At 66.5% G+C, this 15,763-nt stretch carries 13 protein-coding genes; 4 read left to right on the forward strand and 9 right to left on the reverse strand.

Annotated elements, in window-relative coordinates; translation table 11 throughout:
- Positions 1 to 15: 15 nt before the first annotated feature.
- A complete protein-coding gene (locus JN302_RS08215) occupies positions 16 to 402 on the forward strand; it encodes a VOC family protein (protein WP_202332547.1) in 387 nt (128 codons plus the stop codon).
- A 325-nt stretch (positions 403 to 727) separates the two neighbouring features.
- On the opposite strand, the gene JN302_RS08220 is transcribed toward JN302_RS08215, so the two are convergent.
- From JN302_RS08220 to JN302_RS08240, 5 genes are all read right to left on the reverse strand, one after another.
- Positions 728 to 2,170: an amidase gene (locus JN302_RS08220; RefSeq protein WP_202332548.1), complete on the reverse strand. Its 1,443-nt coding sequence runs from the start codon at positions 2,168 to 2,170 to the stop codon at positions 728 to 730.
- A gap of 224 nt (positions 2,171 to 2,394) precedes the next feature.
- The gene (locus tag JN302_RS08225) at positions 2,395 to 3,483 is read right to left on the reverse strand and encodes a Gfo/Idh/MocA family protein (RefSeq protein WP_202332549.1); all 1,089 of its coding nucleotides are present in this window, start codon (positions 3,481 to 3,483) and stop codon (positions 2,395 to 2,397) included.
- Between the two features lie 151 nt (positions 3,484 to 3,634).
- Positions 3,635 to 4,807, reverse strand: a complete 1,173-nt coding sequence (locus JN302_RS08230) for an ABC transporter substrate-binding protein (RefSeq protein ID WP_202332550.1) — start codon at positions 4,805 to 4,807, stop codon at positions 3,635 to 3,637.
- Between the two features lie 88 nt (positions 4,808 to 4,895).
- Entirely contained in the window at positions 4,896 to 5,741 is an 846-nt protein-coding gene (locus tag JN302_RS08235; protein ID WP_202332551.1) for an ABC transporter permease, read from the reverse strand.
- Positions 5,742 to 5,754: 13 nt separating this feature from the next.
- On the reverse strand, positions 5,755 to 6,576 hold the full coding sequence (locus JN302_RS08240) for an ABC transporter ATP-binding protein (RefSeq protein WP_202332552.1): 822 nt from the start codon (positions 6,574 to 6,576) through the stop codon (positions 5,755 to 5,757).
- A 310-nt stretch (positions 6,577 to 6,886) separates the two neighbouring features.
- Between JN302_RS08240 and JN302_RS08245 the strand changes: the two genes are divergently transcribed.
- Together JN302_RS08245 and JN302_RS08250 are read left to right on the forward strand one after the other, a co-directional pair.
- Positions 6,887 to 7,825, forward strand: a complete 939-nt coding sequence (locus JN302_RS08245) for a MurR/RpiR family transcriptional regulator (protein WP_202332553.1) — start codon at positions 6,887 to 6,889, stop codon at positions 7,823 to 7,825.
- 139 nt (positions 7,826 to 7,964) lie between these two features.
- On the forward strand, positions 7,965 to 9,731 hold the full coding sequence (locus JN302_RS08250; protein ID WP_202332554.1) for a flavin-containing monooxygenase: 1,767 nt from the start codon (positions 7,965 to 7,967) through the stop codon (positions 9,729 to 9,731).
- Positions 9,732 to 10,133: 402 nt separating this feature from the next.
- On the opposite strand, the gene JN302_RS08255 is transcribed toward JN302_RS08250, so the two are convergent.
- Together JN302_RS08255 and JN302_RS08260 are read right to left on the reverse strand one after the other, a co-directional pair.
- Positions 10,134 to 11,366 (reverse strand): amidohydrolase/deacetylase family metallohydrolase, encoded by a 1,233-nt coding sequence (locus JN302_RS08255; RefSeq protein ID WP_202332555.1) that lies wholly within the window; start codon positions 11,364 to 11,366, stop codon positions 10,134 to 10,136.
- Positions 11,367 to 11,412: 46 nt separating this feature from the next.
- Positions 11,413 to 11,784: a RidA family protein gene (locus tag JN302_RS08260; protein WP_202332556.1), complete on the reverse strand. Its 372-nt coding sequence runs from the start codon at positions 11,782 to 11,784 to the stop codon at positions 11,413 to 11,415.
- A gap of 277 nt (positions 11,785 to 12,061) precedes the next feature.
- Between JN302_RS08260 and JN302_RS08265 the strand changes: the two genes are divergently transcribed.
- The gene (locus JN302_RS08265) at positions 12,062 to 12,817 is read left to right on the forward strand and encodes an SDR family NAD(P)-dependent oxidoreductase (RefSeq protein ID WP_202332557.1); all 756 of its coding nucleotides are present in this window, start codon (positions 12,062 to 12,064) and stop codon (positions 12,815 to 12,817) included.
- A 320-nt stretch (positions 12,818 to 13,137) separates the two neighbouring features.
- On the opposite strand, the gene JN302_RS08270 is transcribed toward JN302_RS08265, so the two are convergent.
- Together JN302_RS08270 and alr are read right to left on the reverse strand one after the other, a co-directional pair.
- Positions 13,138 to 14,391 carry a D-amino acid dehydrogenase gene (locus JN302_RS08270; protein ID WP_202332558.1) on the reverse strand — a complete coding sequence of 418 codons (1,254 nt, stop codon included), beginning with the start codon at positions 14,389 to 14,391 and terminating at the stop codon, positions 13,138 to 13,140.
- A 24-nt stretch (positions 14,392 to 14,415) separates the two neighbouring features.
- Positions 14,416 to 15,678 carry an alanine racemase gene (gene alr / locus JN302_RS08275; RefSeq protein ID WP_202311153.1) on the reverse strand — a complete coding sequence of 421 codons (1,263 nt, stop codon included), beginning with the start codon at positions 15,676 to 15,678 and terminating at the stop codon, positions 14,416 to 14,418.
- Between the last annotated feature and the right edge of the window lie 85 nt (positions 15,679 to 15,763).

The raw sequence follows: 15,763 nt of genomic DNA on the forward strand, positions 1-15,763 counted from the left end.
ACAAGGAGTAGGCACATGTTCGGCAAGAGCCGCATAGGAAACATCTGCTACTATGTCTCCGACATCGACAGGACCGAAGCCTTCTATCGCGACGTGCTCGGCCTGGAGGTCGAGCGCATGGAGGATGACGAGGCCGGCGCCTGGCTGATCGCCAGAACCGCCAACGAGGTCGACCTGATCTTCTTCAAGATGGAATCGCGTCCCGGCAATTCGCCTGTTGTCGTCTTCGACCTGGCCGACGGCGGTATCGACGACGTCGTCGCAGGCCTTGCCGCCAAGGGTGCTACCATCGTCACCCCGGTGAGCCACGCTCCCGGGGGATGGTCGTCCGAAATCGTCGATCCGGACGGCCACACGATCTCGATGTATCAGACGGCCGGGGCGCCGCGGTCGCTGAAGTAGTCTGGACGCCGCATGAAACGTCGCAGGCTCGCGCCTGATGCCGGCCTCTTCCGGGGTGCGTCCTTCGAGGCTCGCCCTCGCCGGGTATGCGCTTTCCCGGCGACGCTTTGCGGGCTCGCACCTCAGGATGAGGACCCGTGGTGCCATATCCTCGTCCGACCTCGGTGCTTCCCGGTTGTGCGGCGCCGGCGCCACAGGGCCTCACCCTGGGGTGCAGGCCCGCAGGGAACTGACTGTTGGCGGACCTACCTTCGCGGGCGAGCCTCGAAGGGACGCATCCGAGAAGATGCCGGCATCACTGGCGGCGCCAACCTGCGATCGTCTCCTACGCGCTCACCGGCGGGCGGCGGTCTTTCCACGGCATCTGCTGCTCGAGCTGCACGGATGCCGCCAGCACTGTCGCCTCGTCGCCGTAGCGGCCGACCATCTGCACGCCGACCGGGATGCCGTCCGCCGTCCAGTGCAGCGGCAGCGATATGGCGGGCTGGCCAGAGATGTTGAAGGGGAAGGCGAAGACGGAGTCTGTCCATTTCGCATTGTAGCGGTCGAGATCGGTTTCCGACATGTCGTAGTAGCCGACCGGGCGCGGCAGCTGCGTGAGCGTCGGCGTGACGAATAGATCGTATGGTGCGAGGTCGCCGGCGATGGCGCGGCTCAACTGACGGATCTGCTCGACATCGGCGATGTGGGCGATGCCGCCGGTTGCGCGGCCGCGCTCGATGATCGCCCAGGTCACCGGCTCGACGTCGTTCTTCGTGACCGGCCGCCCGACGAACTGCTCGGACGCGGCGAACATCGCTGCGGTCTGGACACAGGTCATGTCGGTATAGGTCTTCCAGGCCGCATTGGCGTCGAGCGCCATGTCGTGCTCCTCGACCTCGTGGCCCAGCGCCTCGAGCGCCTTCGCCGCGGCGAGCACGGCGGCCTTGGGCTCGGTGCCGACCGGCGTGCCGTTGGGCGGGGTGACCGTGTAGCCGATGCGCAGCTTCTTCGGCGCCTTGGCCGAGAGGGAAAGCCAGCTCTCACCAGGTGTCGGCGGTGTGTAGGGGTCGCCCGGCAGGGCGCCCGCCAATGCATCGAGATAGGCGGCGGTGTCGCGCACTGTGCGCGAGCAGCACAGGAAATAGGCGCCGCCGTACCAGAAGTCGCCGAAAGGGGCGAGCGTGACCCGTCCGCGCGAGGGCTTCAGCCCGACGACGCCGCAGCACGATGCCGGGATGCGAATGGACCCCGCACCGTCGCTCGCCTCGCCGATCGGCACCATCCGCGCGGCGACCGCCGCCGCCGTGCCGCCGCTCGACCCGCCGGCGGTGATGTCGGCCTTCCAGGGGTTGCGTGTCGCCCCATAGAGCTTCGGCTCGGTGGAGATCGACCAGCCGTTCTCCGGCGCGTTCGATTTGCCGACCAGATTGAGGCCGGCCGCCTTCATGCGCCGCACGGCCTCGGTGTCGAAGGTCGCGACGAAGTCCTTGAAATAGACCGAGGCGTTGGTGTTGGGCGCGCCGGTCCAGGACGACGCCAGTTCCTTCAGCAGGAAGGGCACCCCGGCCAGAGGAGCGTCGCGGTCGATCGTGGCGGCCGCGGCGCGCCCCATGTCGTAGAGGCGGTGGATGACCGCGTTGAGGCTGGGGTTCAGCCGGTCGATCAGTGTGGCGGCGGCCTCGACGAGTTCGGCCGGCGAAACCTCCTTGCGCCTCACGAGGCCGGCAAGGCCGAGCGCATCGGACTCGGCATAGGTCTTCAGCAAGCTGTCGGTGACGGTGGCCATGGTCTTCTCTCCTCCTGCCGCATTGCTCCGAAAATCGTTCCCGATCTTCGGAGAGCACGATGCGTCGACCCAAAATGTCAGAGCGCTTGTCGCGCGTCCCTATCGATGCGTTCCAGCAGCGGTCGTGCCTGAGGCACGGCCTGACGCTTCCTCCCGCCTTGCCGTTCGTGAACGGAACTGATCACACCCGGCCGCAACCGCGCTGATGCAGCCGGGGGCTTGTGTCAGGCCAGATCGATGGCGCGCCGCTCTTCGATGCTTTGCTCGGCGGCGAGCACGATGCGCAGGCTGTTCACCGCGGCATCCATCGATTCCGACAGATCGAGGTCCTCGCGGATGGCGCGCAGGAAGAATTGCTGCTCGCGATCGCACAGCTCCTGGTGGCCGGGCTCGTCCTCCATGCTGAAGATCTCGTCCGGCTTGGCGAAGTTCTTGTCCGCATCGACCTTGGCGTGGTGGATCTTGATGGCATCGGTCTTGGTGTGGCGGTCGATGTCGGCTGAGTCGGACACTTCGTCCGCGTCCTTGGCAGCACTTTCCGACTGGCCGGCGACGATCGAGACCGCGCCCTCGGGGCCGACCACATCCTTCACGAAATAGGCGATCTCGCTCATCATCGGGCCCCATCCGGCCTCGTACCAGCCGACCGATCCGTCGTCGAAGGTGACGTGCAGATGGCCGTAATTCTGCTTGGCTGCCTCGGGCCAGAGCTTCGCGCCGATGCCGTGCACCCGCACGGGCCTGGCCCCCGTCAGCTGGCACATGACGTCGACATAGTGGACGCCGCAATCGACGATGGGGATCAGCGAATCGATCAGGTTCTTGTGCCAGTGCCAGGCCGGGCCGCTGCTCTGCTGGTTGAGGTTGAGGCGCATCACCAGCGGCTTGCCAAGCGTCTTGCCCATTTCGATGAACTTTATCCAGGACGGGTGGACGCGCAGGATATAGCCGAGCACCAGCTTGCGGTTCCTGGCGCGCGCAGCCGCGACCACCTTCTCGGCATCCTCGATGTTGGTGGCGAGCGGCTTTTCCATGAAGACATGGCAGCCGGCGTCGATCGCCTTCAGCGCATATTCGGCATGGGTGTTGGGCCAGCTGTTGATGGAGACGGCGTCGGGTCTGGCCTCCTTCAAGGCCTCGTCGAAATCCTCATAGAGCGGATAGCCGGAAAGCTCCGCCGGGATCTTCTTGCTCTTGATGGAGCGGCTCATCAAGCCGACGATCTCGAACCCGTCGAGCCGGTGATAGGCGCTGGCGTGCGAGGCCCCCATATTGCCGAGGCCGACCACGAGGACTTTTACCTTGTCGGACAATCTTTCCTCCTGATTGCTGCAATTGCAGTCACGACAACGTCAGGCCGGCCCAACGTCGCCTCTTTCATGTGGCGGATGCGCACGGCGCCGGTCGCTGCGGTCATGGGCCGGGCGAACGGCAAGGGCCGTCCGCCCGGGATGCATTCCTGTCTCAGACGGCGTCGTCGAACATATGCGCCTTGATGTTCTCGACATCGAGCGCGGTGAAGCCTTCCGAGAGCTGGTAGCCGTCGGCGTCGGCCTTCACCTTGGCCTTGTCGAAATCGTTGGCCGGCGCGATCAGATCGTTGGTGCAGACATCCTCGGCTTTCACCGGATTGGTGATCTGGCCGATCTTGTGGATCTCGTCGAAGAAGCCCTGCCAGCTCGCCATGTCGTGCCAGCCCCAGCCGTCGCGCTTGTCCATGTCGCCGCGGAAGACGTTGATCTGCTGCAGGATAGACGTGGTGCCGAGCTGCGGTCCGAGATTCTTGGCGAGCGTGGGGAACTGCTCGAACACGGCTTCGACTGCGGCGCGCGGGTTCTGGTAGCCGAATTCGAGGCCCATGGCCCAGCCGCGCAGATATTTCTCGAGAAAGGCCTTGCGGTCGGGATCTTCGAGGTCGGCGGTCCGCACGACGAAGGTGTTGGCCGGCAGCTTCGATTTCTGCACGCCGAGCCAGTAGTCGAATTTGAGGCCGGTCGCGATCCATTCGGCGCGCAGCCCCTCCCAGGACAAAGCGGCATCGCCCTGGCCGCCGGCAAGCGCGGTGCCCCAGGTCGGCCAGCCGGCCTCGACATATTTCACCTTCTTGATGTCGACGCCCTGGGAGGCGAGCAGCGGATCTGTGATCGACTGCCAGGCGGCGGAGCCGAGCAGCACCGTCTTGCCCTCCAGCGCCTTCAGGTCGCTCGAGCCCTCACCCTTGCGGAAGGCGAAGCTGAAGGTGTCGCGTGCGCCCATGTGGAACACCGACGTCAGCTTCATGCCGTTCTGGATGGCGAAGGAGAACACGCCGGGCGACGGGAAGCCCATATCGGCCTGGCCGACATCGACGAATTTCACCGTGGCGGTGCCGTCCGAGGGGCCGGGCTGCATGTCGGTGGCGAGGTCGCCGAAATAGCCCATCTTCTTGGCGGCCCAATAGGGATAGTCGTCGAGCACTTCCAGCGTGCCGCGCGGCGAGATCCAGGTGAACTTCTCATAGACCGCGGCTTGCGCCCGGGAGAGATAACCCGAGGCGCCGAGCGCGGTTGCGGTTACCAGGCCTCCGCCGGTGACCTGCAGGAAATAGCGGCGGTTCATTCCGGCTGTTAGGCCGGCCTTGATGGAGCTTTCGTTCATGGCATTCCCTTCTTGTTGACGGATGTCGCGCCCCGGCGTGCAAATCACTCCGCTCTCGCGCCAGCCTCCCGGAGGCGCGTCCTGCTGGTCACGCCTCCCAGCTCGCCCACTTCTTCCCGATGAGGAAGAAAAGCACATAGATAAGGATGCCGAGGATCGAGAGGATCAGCACCACGGCGAAGAACTGCGGCATCTGGATCATCGACGAATAGGTGGTGAGCCGGTTGCCGAGGCCGAAGCCGCCGCCGACCATCTCCGCGCCCACCGCCGTCAGCAGCCCGAAGATCGCGCCGATCATCAGGCCGACCAGGATCATCGGCAGCGCCATCGGCGCCCTGATCTTCCAGAAGATCTGCAGCGTGCTGGCGCCATAGGAGCGGGCGAGCGCGATCTTGGCGCTGTCGACCCGGCGGAAACCGGTGGCGGCGTTGATCATCACCATCGGGCCGGCGGCGAGCGCGACGGCGATGATGCGCGGCGTGTAGCCGAAGCCGAAGCGCAGGATGAGCAGCGGCACAAGCGCCAGCATCGGCGTCGTCACCAGCAGCAAAATATAGGGCGCGACGATCTTCTCCACGAAGGGGAACTGCGTCACGACCGCCGCCAGCACCAGCCCGACCAGCGCGCCGATAGCGAATCCCGACAGAAGCTCGACCAGCGTGTGGCCGAGATGGGGAAGGATCAGCGGGAACTCGGTGACCAGGGCCTCGGCGATCAAGCTCGGCGGCGGCATGATATATTGCGGCACCTCGAAGAAGCGCAGCGCGAATTCGAGACCGCCGATCACCACCACCGCGACAGCCAGGATCGCGGCGACCTCGCGAGCCGAATTGACGCCCGGTCCGGTAGAGAAGGCGGAAAGATTGGTCAGGCTGACGTCGTGGCCGTCGCCCGCCTTGGTCTTGTGGAACTCCGGAATAGCGTCGCTGCTCATCGCCTGGAATTCCTCAATTCACCGTCTCGACCTGGTCGAGTCGACGCGCCCCGGAAGGGCTCGTGCGCCCGCCGACGATATCCATCTTGATCGCATTGGTGAGGTCGAAGACCTCTTTGGTGGCCATGATCTCCATCGAGCGCGGCCTCGGGAACGGCACCTCGTATTCCCTGGCCACGCGGCCCGGCCGCGGCGAAAGCACCACGACCCGGTCGGAGAGGAAGATCGCCTCCTCGATGCTGTGCGTGATGAAGACGATCGTCGTGGGCCGGTCGAGCCAGATCTCCTCGACCAGCCGGTTCATCTCGTCGCGGGTGAAGCTGTCCAGCGCGCCGAACGGCTCGTCCATCAAGAGGACGGAAGGCTTGAGCGACAAAGCGCGCACGATCGCGGCGCGCTGCTGCATGCCGCCGGAGAGCTCGCGCGGGAACTTGCCGCCGAAGCCGTCGAGGCCGACCCGTTCGAGGAGATGGGCGATCCAGTCGCGATCGGGCCGGGTGCCCTTGATCTCGAAGGGGAAATTGATGTTGGCGTCGAGGTTGCGCCACGGCAGGAGGTTGGCCTCCTGGAAGACGATGCCGATGTCCGGATGCGGGCCGTCGATGCGCTTGCCGTCGAGCGCGATCTCTCCGGCGCTCAGCCCGTGCAGGCCGGACATCGACCAGAGCAGCGTGGTCTTGCCGCAGCCGGAGGGGCCGACGATCGACACGATCTCGTTGGCCCGGACATCCAGGCTGCAGCCTTCCAGCGCCGTCAGGTCGCCGGACGCCGTGTGGTAGACTTTCGTCGCCGCACGGACGGCAAGCTTGGGGACTGTTCCATCGCCCGCGTTCATACTCCCCCCTGGAGATTGCGCGACAATCCAGCGGATCGCTCCTCCCGCCAAAATCAGTCTGTAACTATCCTACTTTTCTGTCAAGGAGCGACCGGCCAGCCAGGTCGAGCTATCGCGCGATGTACCCATCAATCATTTGAAAAACATGTCTTTTTCGATTCTTGAAAATCATGTAGCTTTCCTACATAGTTTGACCGGCCATATCGTGAGCGCCGCTTGCCCCGGCGTACCGGTCGGCTGGGACGCGGAGGTCCGGACAATGCTAAGGGAATGCGGTGGATCGACCGACGGCAAAGGATGAAACTTCTTCATGAGCGAGGCTGACGAGGGACGGCGCAGCGCCGAGGACTATGAGACGCCGGGTCATGGCGGGCGCATCCCCGACATCATCTCGCTGGTGAAGGATTCCTATGCGGACCTGCGGCCGGCCGAGCGCCGCGTGGCCGATGTCGTTCTCGACGACGTGAAATTCGCGGTCGACGCCTCCAATGCCGCACTCGCCGAAAAGGCCGGCGTCAGCGAGCCGACCGTCACACGCTTCTGCCGCGCCATCGGATGCGACGGGGTGCGCGACTTCAAGCTCAAGCTCGCGCAGAGCCTCGTCGTCGGGCAGCTCTATCTGAGCAAGCCGCCCGCGCCGAGCCCCGACAACGGCATGCCGTTCTGGGGCGCCGTCTTCGGCGAAGCGCGCAGGGCGCTCGACGAGGCGGAGCGGCAGCTCGATCCGGCCGAGCTCGCCGAGGCCTCGGAGCTCATTGCCAAGGCGCGCCAGGTCACCGTGTTCGGCCTCGGCGGATCCTCCTCGGCGCTGGCGCAGGAGACCCAGTACCGGCTGTTCCGCTACGGCGTCACCGTCAGCGCCCACAGCGACCCCTATCTCATGCGCATGACGGCATCGACGCTGAAGCCGAACGACCTCGTCATCGCGATCTCGGCGACGGGGCGCACACGCGAGGTGATCGAGGCGGTCGAGCTCGCCAAGCACTATCGCGCCAATGCCATCTGCGTTACGGCGCCCGACACGGACCTTTCGCGCATCTGCGACGTCAGGCTGACGGTCGCCGTTCCCGAATATCCCGATACGCTCAAGCCGACTGCCTCACGCTTCGCCTTCCTGGCTGTCATCGATCTCATGGCGGTCGCCGCCGGCTACAGGCTCGACGCACCGGCCCGCGAGACGCTGCGCCGGATAAAATACACGATCCAGCTCCACCGCGCGGGCAAGGAGATGGAACCCCTCGGGGACTGATACCGATGGCCGGCGCGGCCTCAGCGGGTCGCCCGGCTTCACGCCTGCGGGCGTGGCCTGGTTGCGCGCACCAACGGTCGAGACAACTGGAACGAAATCTCTGGCCGCGGTGCGGCCGTGCGAATGAAGAGGGGGAGACATGTCCGACACCGCACCGACCAGACAGGCGAGCGCCTGGCTCGCAGCCTTCGCCGCCGCGCTCGATGCGCGCGACACGGCAGCGGCAGCGGATCTCTTCCTCGACGACTGCTACTGGCGCGACCTGCTCGCCTTCACCTGGAACATTCGAACCATGGAAGGCCAGGCGGCCATCATCGAGATGCTGAAGGCGACGCTGGACGGGAGACGGCCCTCCGCCTGGAGCCTTTCCCGCGAGGCGACCGTGGAGAACAGCGGCGTCGAGGCGGGGTTCACCTTCGAGACTGCGGTGGCGCGCGGCGAGGGGATTCTCAGGCTTCGCGACGGCAAATGCCGCACGCTGTTCACAGCGGTAAGCGAGCTCAAGGGGCATGAGGAAAAGAAAGGCGCCGGGCGGCCGCTCGGCGTCAGGCACGGAGCCGACCGCGGCCGGGAAACCTGGTCGGAGCGCCGTCGTCGCGAGGAGGCCGCGCTCGGCTCGACCGAGCAGCCCTACTGCCTGATCGTCGGCGGCGGCCAGGGCGGCCTGGCGCTCGGCGCAAGGCTGCGGCAGCTCGGCGTGCCGGCCATCATCTTGGAGAAGAATGCCCGCGCCGGCGATTCCTGGCGCAACCGCTATCGTTCGCTCGTGCTGCACGATCCGGTCTGGTACGACCATCTGCCCTATATGCCCTTTCCCGAGCATTGGCCGGTCTTCACGCCCAAGGACAAGATGGGCGACTGGCTGGAAATGTATGCGCGGGTGATGGAGCTCAATTGCTGGACCTCGTCCACCTGCCTTTCCGCCGCCTATGACGATGGCGAGAAGAGCTGGACCGTCGAGGTCGACCGCGCCGGCGAACGCGTGGTGCTGAAGCCGAAACATCTCGTCTTTGCCACTGGGGCCTATGGACCGCCGAGGATGATCGACCTGCCAGGCGCCGACGTTTTCGAGGGCGAGCTCCTGCATTCCAGCCAGTATGCCGACGGGCGGCGTTTCCGCGGCAAAGCCTGTGCCGTCATCGGCGCGGCGAGCTCGGGCCACGACGTCAGCGTCGACCTCTGGGAGAGCGGCGCCGACGTCACCATGATCCAGCGCTCGCCGACGACCGTGGTGAAGTCGGACACGCTGATGGAGCTGGGCTTCGAGATCTATTCCGAGCAGGCGCTCGCCCGCGGCATCGGCACCGACAAGGCTGATATGATGGTCGCCTCGACGCCCTTCGCCTTGCTTCCTGAAAGCCAGAAAGCGCTCTACGACAGGATCAGGGTTCGCGACGCCGACTTCTACGACCGCCTGCGCCAATCCGGCTTCGCTATCGATTTCGGTGACGACGAGACCGGGCTGATGATGAAGGCTTACCGGACGGGATCTGGCTACTATATCGATGTCGGCGCTTCGGAACTGATCATCGCCGGCGAGATTACGGTGCGCAGCGGCGTGGCCGTCGAGCGGCTGACGCCGAAGGGTATCCAGTTCGACGACGGCTCCGAACTCGCGGCCGACGTGATCATCTCTTGCACGGGCTACCAGTCGATGCACGAGACGGTGGCGGCGATCGTTTCGCGCGAGGTGGCCGACAAGGTCGGGCCGTGCTGGGGCCTCGGCTCGGGCGTGCGCAACGATCCCGGCCCGTGGCTGGGCGAACTGCGCAACATGTGGAAGCCGACGGCGCAGGACGCGCTCTGGTTCCAAGGCGGCAACCTCGCGCTGTCACGCTTCTATTCGAAATTCGTCGCCCTGCAGCTCAAGGCGCGCATGGAGGGGATTGCTACTCCGGTTTATTGATCGGGGGGCATGAGCGTGGTGCGTCCTTCGAGGCTCGCCCTCGCAGGGGCTGCGTCTCTTGAGGCGACGTGTTGCGGGCTCGCGCCTCAGGATGAGGAAAGTTGGCGCTACCTAAACACGGTGCTTGGGCTCGAAGAGCTGGGTCCTAGACACTGGGATGACGGAGACGCGGGGGATGACGGAGACCCGGGCGATTATTCTCCTCCGGGGACTCCGGTGCAGCGAGCCTCATGCCGGCCCTTCCGAAGGCTGCATCAAGACATCTTCGAGCCTATGCACCGTTAATAGGTAGCGCCGACCTTCCTCATCCTGAGGTGCGAGCCCGCAATATGTCACCGCGAAAGGCGCATCCTTTGAGAGGGCGAGCCTCGAAGGACGCACCCCGCCAAGATGCCGGCCCGGTCACCTCTGCCCGCCGCAGCCGAAATGATTGCAGACCACGTCGACATGGGTGCGGTGAGCCTGCGGCTCGTAGCGTTCCGCCTCCGCGCCGGCCGCTTCGTTCGGCCACCAGACGCCGCCGGCGACGATGCCGTCGGACGTCAGCCTCTCCTTGGCCACCAGCTTGGCGCCGCCCGAATCGACGAAGCTGAAGCGGCCCGGCTGCAGCCGCAGCACCGCGACGTCGGCAGGCGCGCCGACCGCGAGCCGGCCGAGTTCCGGCCGGGCGATCACTTCGGCCGGGCGCTGGGTCGCGGCGCGGATGATATCCGTGAAGGGCATGCCGAGCGCCAGCAGCTTCGACATGCACACGAGAATGTCGAAGGCCGGGCCGTCGACGCAGTAGAGATGGACGTCGCTGCTGATGACATCGGGGGCCAGTCCGTCGCGCAGCATCGCCCGCGCCACCTCGAAATCGAACGAACCCATGCCGTGGCCGATGTCGAAGACGACGCCGCGCTCGCGCGCCAGGCGCATGTCGGGGCGCACGGCGCCCGATGCGAAGACCGGCGCATTGGGGAACGGGCGGAAGCAATGGGTGAGGATGTCGCCCCGGCGCAGCCGGGGCAGCACTTCCGAGCGTCCGGGAGGCGGCTCGTCGATATGGGCCATCAGCGGCAGTCCCACCCTGTCGGCCGCCTCGAGCGCGAGGTCGACCGGGGCGATGCCGCTGGTACCGCCGGCGATGCGGCCGGAGCGGACCTTGACGCCGACGACCACGTCCTCATGGGCGCGCACCGCCGCCACCACCTCACGCGGATCGCATAGCCTCAGGTCGCCGCATTCGCCGACCATGACCGTGCGCGAGAAACCGAAGATGCCGGCGAAGGAGATGTTCATATAGGCCAGAATGCGGACCTTCGACCGTTCCATGACATGGCGGCGGAAGCCGAGGAAGTTGCCGGCGCCGGCGCTGCCTGCGTCGATGAATGTGGTCGTTCCGCTCCTGGCGGCCAGCCGGTCGGCGTCGACGCCGAGCGAGGTGCCGCCCCAATAGACGTGGCTGTGAAGGTCGATCAGCCCCGGCGTCACGACGGCGCCGCAGGCATCGATCACGCGCGCCGCGCAGTCTGGCGGGATATCGGCATCGATGGCGGCGACGCGAGTGCCGGAGATTGCGACGTCGCGCGGCGCGTCGAGGCCGGAGGCGGGGTCGACGACACGCCCGCCCTTCAGGAGGAGTTCATACTGCATGGCCCGGTTTCCTCCCTCATAATGTCGGCGGCGGCTGTGCCGCGTCTCAGGCCCGGAGCGGCTTGTAGGCGACCGCCTCGATCTCGATCCTGATGTCGATCATCAGCCGTGACTCGACGGTCGTGCGCGCCGGCGGGTTGTCTGGAAAATATCTGGCATAGACGGCGTTGAAGGCGCCGAAGTCGCGCGCGTCCTCCAGGATGACGGTGGTCTTCACGATGTCGTCCATCGTGCAGCCGGCGAGCGACAGCGTGGCCGCGACATTGTCGAGCACCTGTTCGGTCTGCTCGATGATGCCGCCTTTCACCACGACCCCGTTGCCATCGACAGGAACCTGGCCGGAGACATAGACGAAATCGCCTGCCCTCACCGCCGGCGACAGCGGCACGTGGGAGGTTCCGAAACACTGCCTGGGCACGGTCTGCCTCCTCTCGAACACTCGATCCTGTGTCGTGGGGCGTATCGCCGGAAACCGCCGAGGCCGGCATCGTCTTCGACGCCGATCCCCACGGTCCCCTCTCTCGGCTGCAGCCCCTCGCGCCTTTCCCTTGCCGGCAATCTATGTCAGTTCGAGGCGCCCGTCATGGTGCATTGTTGGAAAGCAACAAATTTTTGATCGCCATGTTGCTTTATTACACGGCCACCAGCATCCTGTATCGGCGGCGACCCGGCGGCGCAGCAGGGGAGGAACGGGCATGATCGATTTCGGCGGGCAAAGCGTGATCGTCACCGGTGCCGGCGGCGGAGTGGGAAGCGCGCTCGTCAAGGTGCTGGCGGATTGCGGAGCGCGTGTGGTGGCCTGTGATCGGAAAGGCGTGGACCTCTCGGCCGACGGCATCGCCGAGGCCAGCCACTTCGACCTTCTCGAGGACGCCGCCGTCGCCGATTTCGCCGCGCGGACCCTCAGCGCGGGCGTGCCCGCCGCCGTGATCTCCAATGCCGGCTGGACGCGCGCCGAGACGCTGGCCGCCGTGACGCCGGAGGCGCTCGATCGCGAGGTCGACCTGAATTTCCGAAGTGCCGCACTCCTGTCGCAGGCCTTCCTGCCCGCCATGCGCAACCAGCCGTCGGGCGCTGCCTTCGTCTTCGTGACGTCGGTCAATGCGATGTTCCATTGCGGCAACCCCGCCTATTCCGCGGCGAAGGCCGCGTTGACCGCCTGGATGCGGGCGATCGCGACTGAGGAAGGACGCAACGGCATCCGGGCCAATGCCGTGGTTCCCGGCTCGATCCGGACCGGCGCCTGGGACCATCGCATCGCCCAGAAGCCGGAGATCCTTGGCGCCGTCAGCGGTCTCTATCCGCTCGGCCGGCTGGTGGAGCCGGCGGAGGTCGCCAGGGCGGCGGCGTTCCTCGCTTCGCCTGCGGCAAGCGGGATCACCGGCGCTGCGCTTACCGTCGATGCCGGGCTGACGGCAGGCAATCTTCCGTTCCTGGAGCAGATTTCCTGAACACGCGGCACTCCAGGGTGTCGTCCAAATAGCCAAATCGCTTCGACCAGAATTGGCGAGGGGATGGCGGTGCGGCCGCACCCGGGTTGCCCCCCACTGTCTGCCGGACATCTCTCCCCGCAACCGGGGAGAGAGAGGCTTGCTCCCCGGATTTCGCCAATCGGAAACCTCAGCCATCGGAGAAGGCGCGGACCCGATCCGCTCTCTCCCCGGCTGCGGAGGTGAGCAGCCGGGACGCTGCGAAGCGGCGGGGACCCGGCCGGGCGTCCGGCAGGACGGTGAGGGCGACACAGGGCGAAGCGGTCATTTTCCGATGCCTGCTAACCGTATCGCGACATGGCCAGGGCGCGGACATCGATATCGGGCGCCTTGCCCGACATGATGTCGGCGATGACGCGGCCCGAGCCGCAGGCCATGGTCCAGCCCAGCGTTCCGTGCCCGGTGTTGAGATAGAGATTGGCGTATCTTGTGCCGCCGATGATCGGCGGGCCATCCGGCGTCATCGGCCGCAAGCCGCACCAGAACGAGGCTTTCGACAGGTCGGCGCCGCGCGGGAAGAGGTCGCCGACGGAATAGGTGAGAGTGTCGCGCCGCGCGTCGTGGAGCCTGAGGTCGTAGCCGGAGACCTCCGCGGTGCCGCCGGCCCGGACGCGGGTGCCGAGCCGGGTGATCGCGACCTTGTAGGTCTCGTCCATGACGGTCGAGACCGGCGCGGCCTCGGCGTCCGATATCGGCGCGGTGATGGAATAGCCCTTCACGGGGTAGACGGGGATGGACAGCCCGAGCGGCCGGAGCATGACAGGCGAATAGCTGCCCAGCGCCACCAGATAGGCGTCGGCGGTGAGCGGTCCCGCGCTGCTCTTCACGCCCGTTATGCGCGCGCCGTCCGCCTCGATCCGCTCGATCGTCGTGTCGTAGAGAAAGGTGACGCCACGGCCGGCGGCACGGGCCGCCAGACGCTCTGTGAACATGCGGCAGTCGCCGGTCTCGTCTTCGGGCAGGCGCAGGCCGCCGACGAACTTTTCCTTGACGCCGGCGAGCGCCGGCTCCGCGGCGATGCAGCCGGCCGGGTCGAGAAGCTCGAAGGGTACGCCGAACTTCTTCAGCACCTCGATGTCGCCGGCCGTGCCGTCGAACTGCGCCTGCGTGCGGAAGAGTTGCAGCGTGCCCTGGCTCCGCTCGTCATAGCTTATGCAAGTGGCGGCGCGCAGCTCGCGCAGCCGGTCGCGGCTGTATTCGGCGATCGGCACCATGCGCGCCTTGTTGACGGCGTAGCGGGCGGCCGTGCAATTCCCCAGCATCTTGAGCAGCCAGATCCACATATGGGGATCCCCGCGCGGCCTCACGACGAGCGGCCCGTGCCGCATCAACAGCCATTTGATCGCCTTCACCGGGATGCCCGGCCCGGCCCATGGCGAGGAGTAACCCGGCGATACCTCGCCGGCATTGGCAAAGCTCGTCTCAAGTCCAGCTCCCTTCTGCCGGTCGACGACGGTCACCTCATGGCCCGCCTCGGCCAGGTAATGTGCGCTGGTCGTTCCGATTACGCCGCTGCCGAGAACCAGGATCTTCATGGGTCGTCCCCCGGATGCGTGGTGTCAGTCGTCCAGATAGCGGCGGTGGAAGCGGTGGCCGAGGCCGGTCAGGATCTCGTAGCCGATGGTTCCGGCGAGCCGAGCCGCATCGTCGACCGCCTGGTGCTCGCCGATCAGTTCGACCAGGTCGCCGGCAGCGAGTGCGCCTGATGGCAAGGCCGAGATGTCGAGGATGATGCTGTCCATCGAGACGCGGCCGGCGAAGGGCAGGCGGACGCCTTTGTAAAACGCGCCGGCCGCCGCGTGGCGGGGCCAGCCGTCGGCATAGCCGAGCGAGATCGTGGCCGCTCGCATTGGGCCCTCGGTCCTGTGGATATGGCCGTAGCCGACGCCGGTTCCACCGGGCAGCTCCCGCGTCTGGATCACCCTGGCCGCGAGCCGGACTACCGGTCGCATCGGGTTCGGCTTGCCCGGGGTCGGATTGATGCCGTAAAGCGCGGCGCCCGGCCGGGCAAGATCGAAATGATAGGCCGTCCCGAGGAAGATCGCCGAGGAATTGGCGAGCGACCAGGGTGCGGTGGGAAACATCGCCGCCAGCCGCTCGAAAGTGAGCCTCTGCGCCTCGTTGGCCGGGCTGGCCGGCTCGTCGGCGCAGGCGAGATGGCTCATCACCAGTCTGAGCTCGATGCCATCAAGCGTGCCGGGATCGCTGGACGCGACGTTAACCTCGCGGGGCGACATGCCCAGCCTGGCCATGCCGCTGTCGATCTGCAGCGCCGCGGGCAGCTTTGTCCCACGTCGCGCCGCCAGACGACGCCAGGCGGTGAGCTGTTCCAGGCTGTTGACGACCGGCGCGAGATTACGGGCGGCGCAATCGGGCTCGGCGCCGGGCGGTAGTCCGTTGAGGACGTAGATGTCGGGCCCGGCACCGAGGAACCCGCGTAGAACGAGGCCTTCCTCGACATGCGCGACGAAGAAGGTCCGGCAGCCTTCCCGCGCAAGCGCGGGGGCGACTTCGGCCGCGCCGAGCCCGTAGGCGTCGGCTTTGACGACACCGGCGCATCGCGTCGCGCCGCCCACCCTGGCTGCGAGCCGACGATAGTTTTCCCTGATCGCGCCGAGGTCGATGGTGAGGATCGCTCCGGCATTGGCCGCGCCTGTCCGCGTCGCGGGCGTGCCGCCCGCGCCCGTTCCGGAGCTCTCGGTGCTTTCGGTCGCAGCGTCGGAAAACGTCTTCAGCTCAGCCGTCCCTCGATTGGCCCATTGGTAGCCCCGTGCGTCGACGCGCGCAATGGCGAGGGACGACCTAGACCCCCTCGCGTCCATCGGGACGCGCAGCGGCGAAAATCCGACGCCTGCTACCCGACCTGGAATGCCCGCTCCGACCCGTTGCCGTCATTGGCGTCGACCA

The sequence above is a fragment of the Mesorhizobium sp. L-8-3 genome (assembly GCF_016756615.1).
GTDB lineage: Bacteria > Pseudomonadota > Alphaproteobacteria > Rhizobiales > Rhizobiaceae.

Bases quoted from the DNA above. Each gene is read 5' to 3' on its own strand.
- JN302_RS08215 (WP_202332547.1), top strand. From the start codon at position 16: ATGTTCGGCAAGAGCCGCATAGGAAACATCTGCTACTATGTCTCCGAC.
- JN302_RS08220 (WP_202332548.1), bottom strand. From the start codon at position 2,170: ATGGCCACCGTCACCGACAGCTTGCTGAAGACCTATGCCGAGTCCGAT.
- JN302_RS08230 (WP_202332550.1), bottom strand. From the start codon at position 4,807: ATGAACGAAAGCTCCATCAAGGCCGGCCTAACAGCCGGAATGAACCGC.
- JN302_RS08235 (WP_202332551.1), bottom strand. From the start codon at position 5,741: ATGAGCAGCGACGCTATTCCGGAGTTCCACAAGACCAAGGCGGGCGAC.
- JN302_RS08240 (WP_202332552.1), bottom strand. From the start codon at position 6,576: ATGAACGCGGGCGATGGAACAGTCCCCAAGCTTGCCGTCCGTGCGGCG.
- JN302_RS08245 (WP_202332553.1), top strand. From the start codon at position 6,887: ATGAGCGAGGCTGACGAGGGACGGCGCAGCGCCGAGGACTATGAGACG.
- JN302_RS08250 (WP_202332554.1), top strand. From the start codon at position 7,965: ATGTCCGACACCGCACCGACCAGACAGGCGAGCGCCTGGCTCGCAGCC.
- JN302_RS08255 (WP_202332555.1), bottom strand. From the start codon at position 11,366: ATGCAGTATGAACTCCTCCTGAAGGGCGGGCGTGTCGTCGACCCCGCC.
- JN302_RS08265 (WP_202332557.1), top strand. From the start codon at position 12,062: ATGATCGATTTCGGCGGGCAAAGCGTGATCGTCACCGGTGCCGGCGGC.
- JN302_RS08270 (WP_202332558.1), bottom strand. From the start codon at position 14,391: ATGAAGATCCTGGTTCTCGGCAGCGGCGTAATCGGAACGACCAGCGCA.
- alr (WP_202311153.1), bottom strand. From the start codon at position 15,678: ATGGACGCGAGGGGGTCTAGGTCGTCCCTCGCCATTGCGCGCGTCGAC.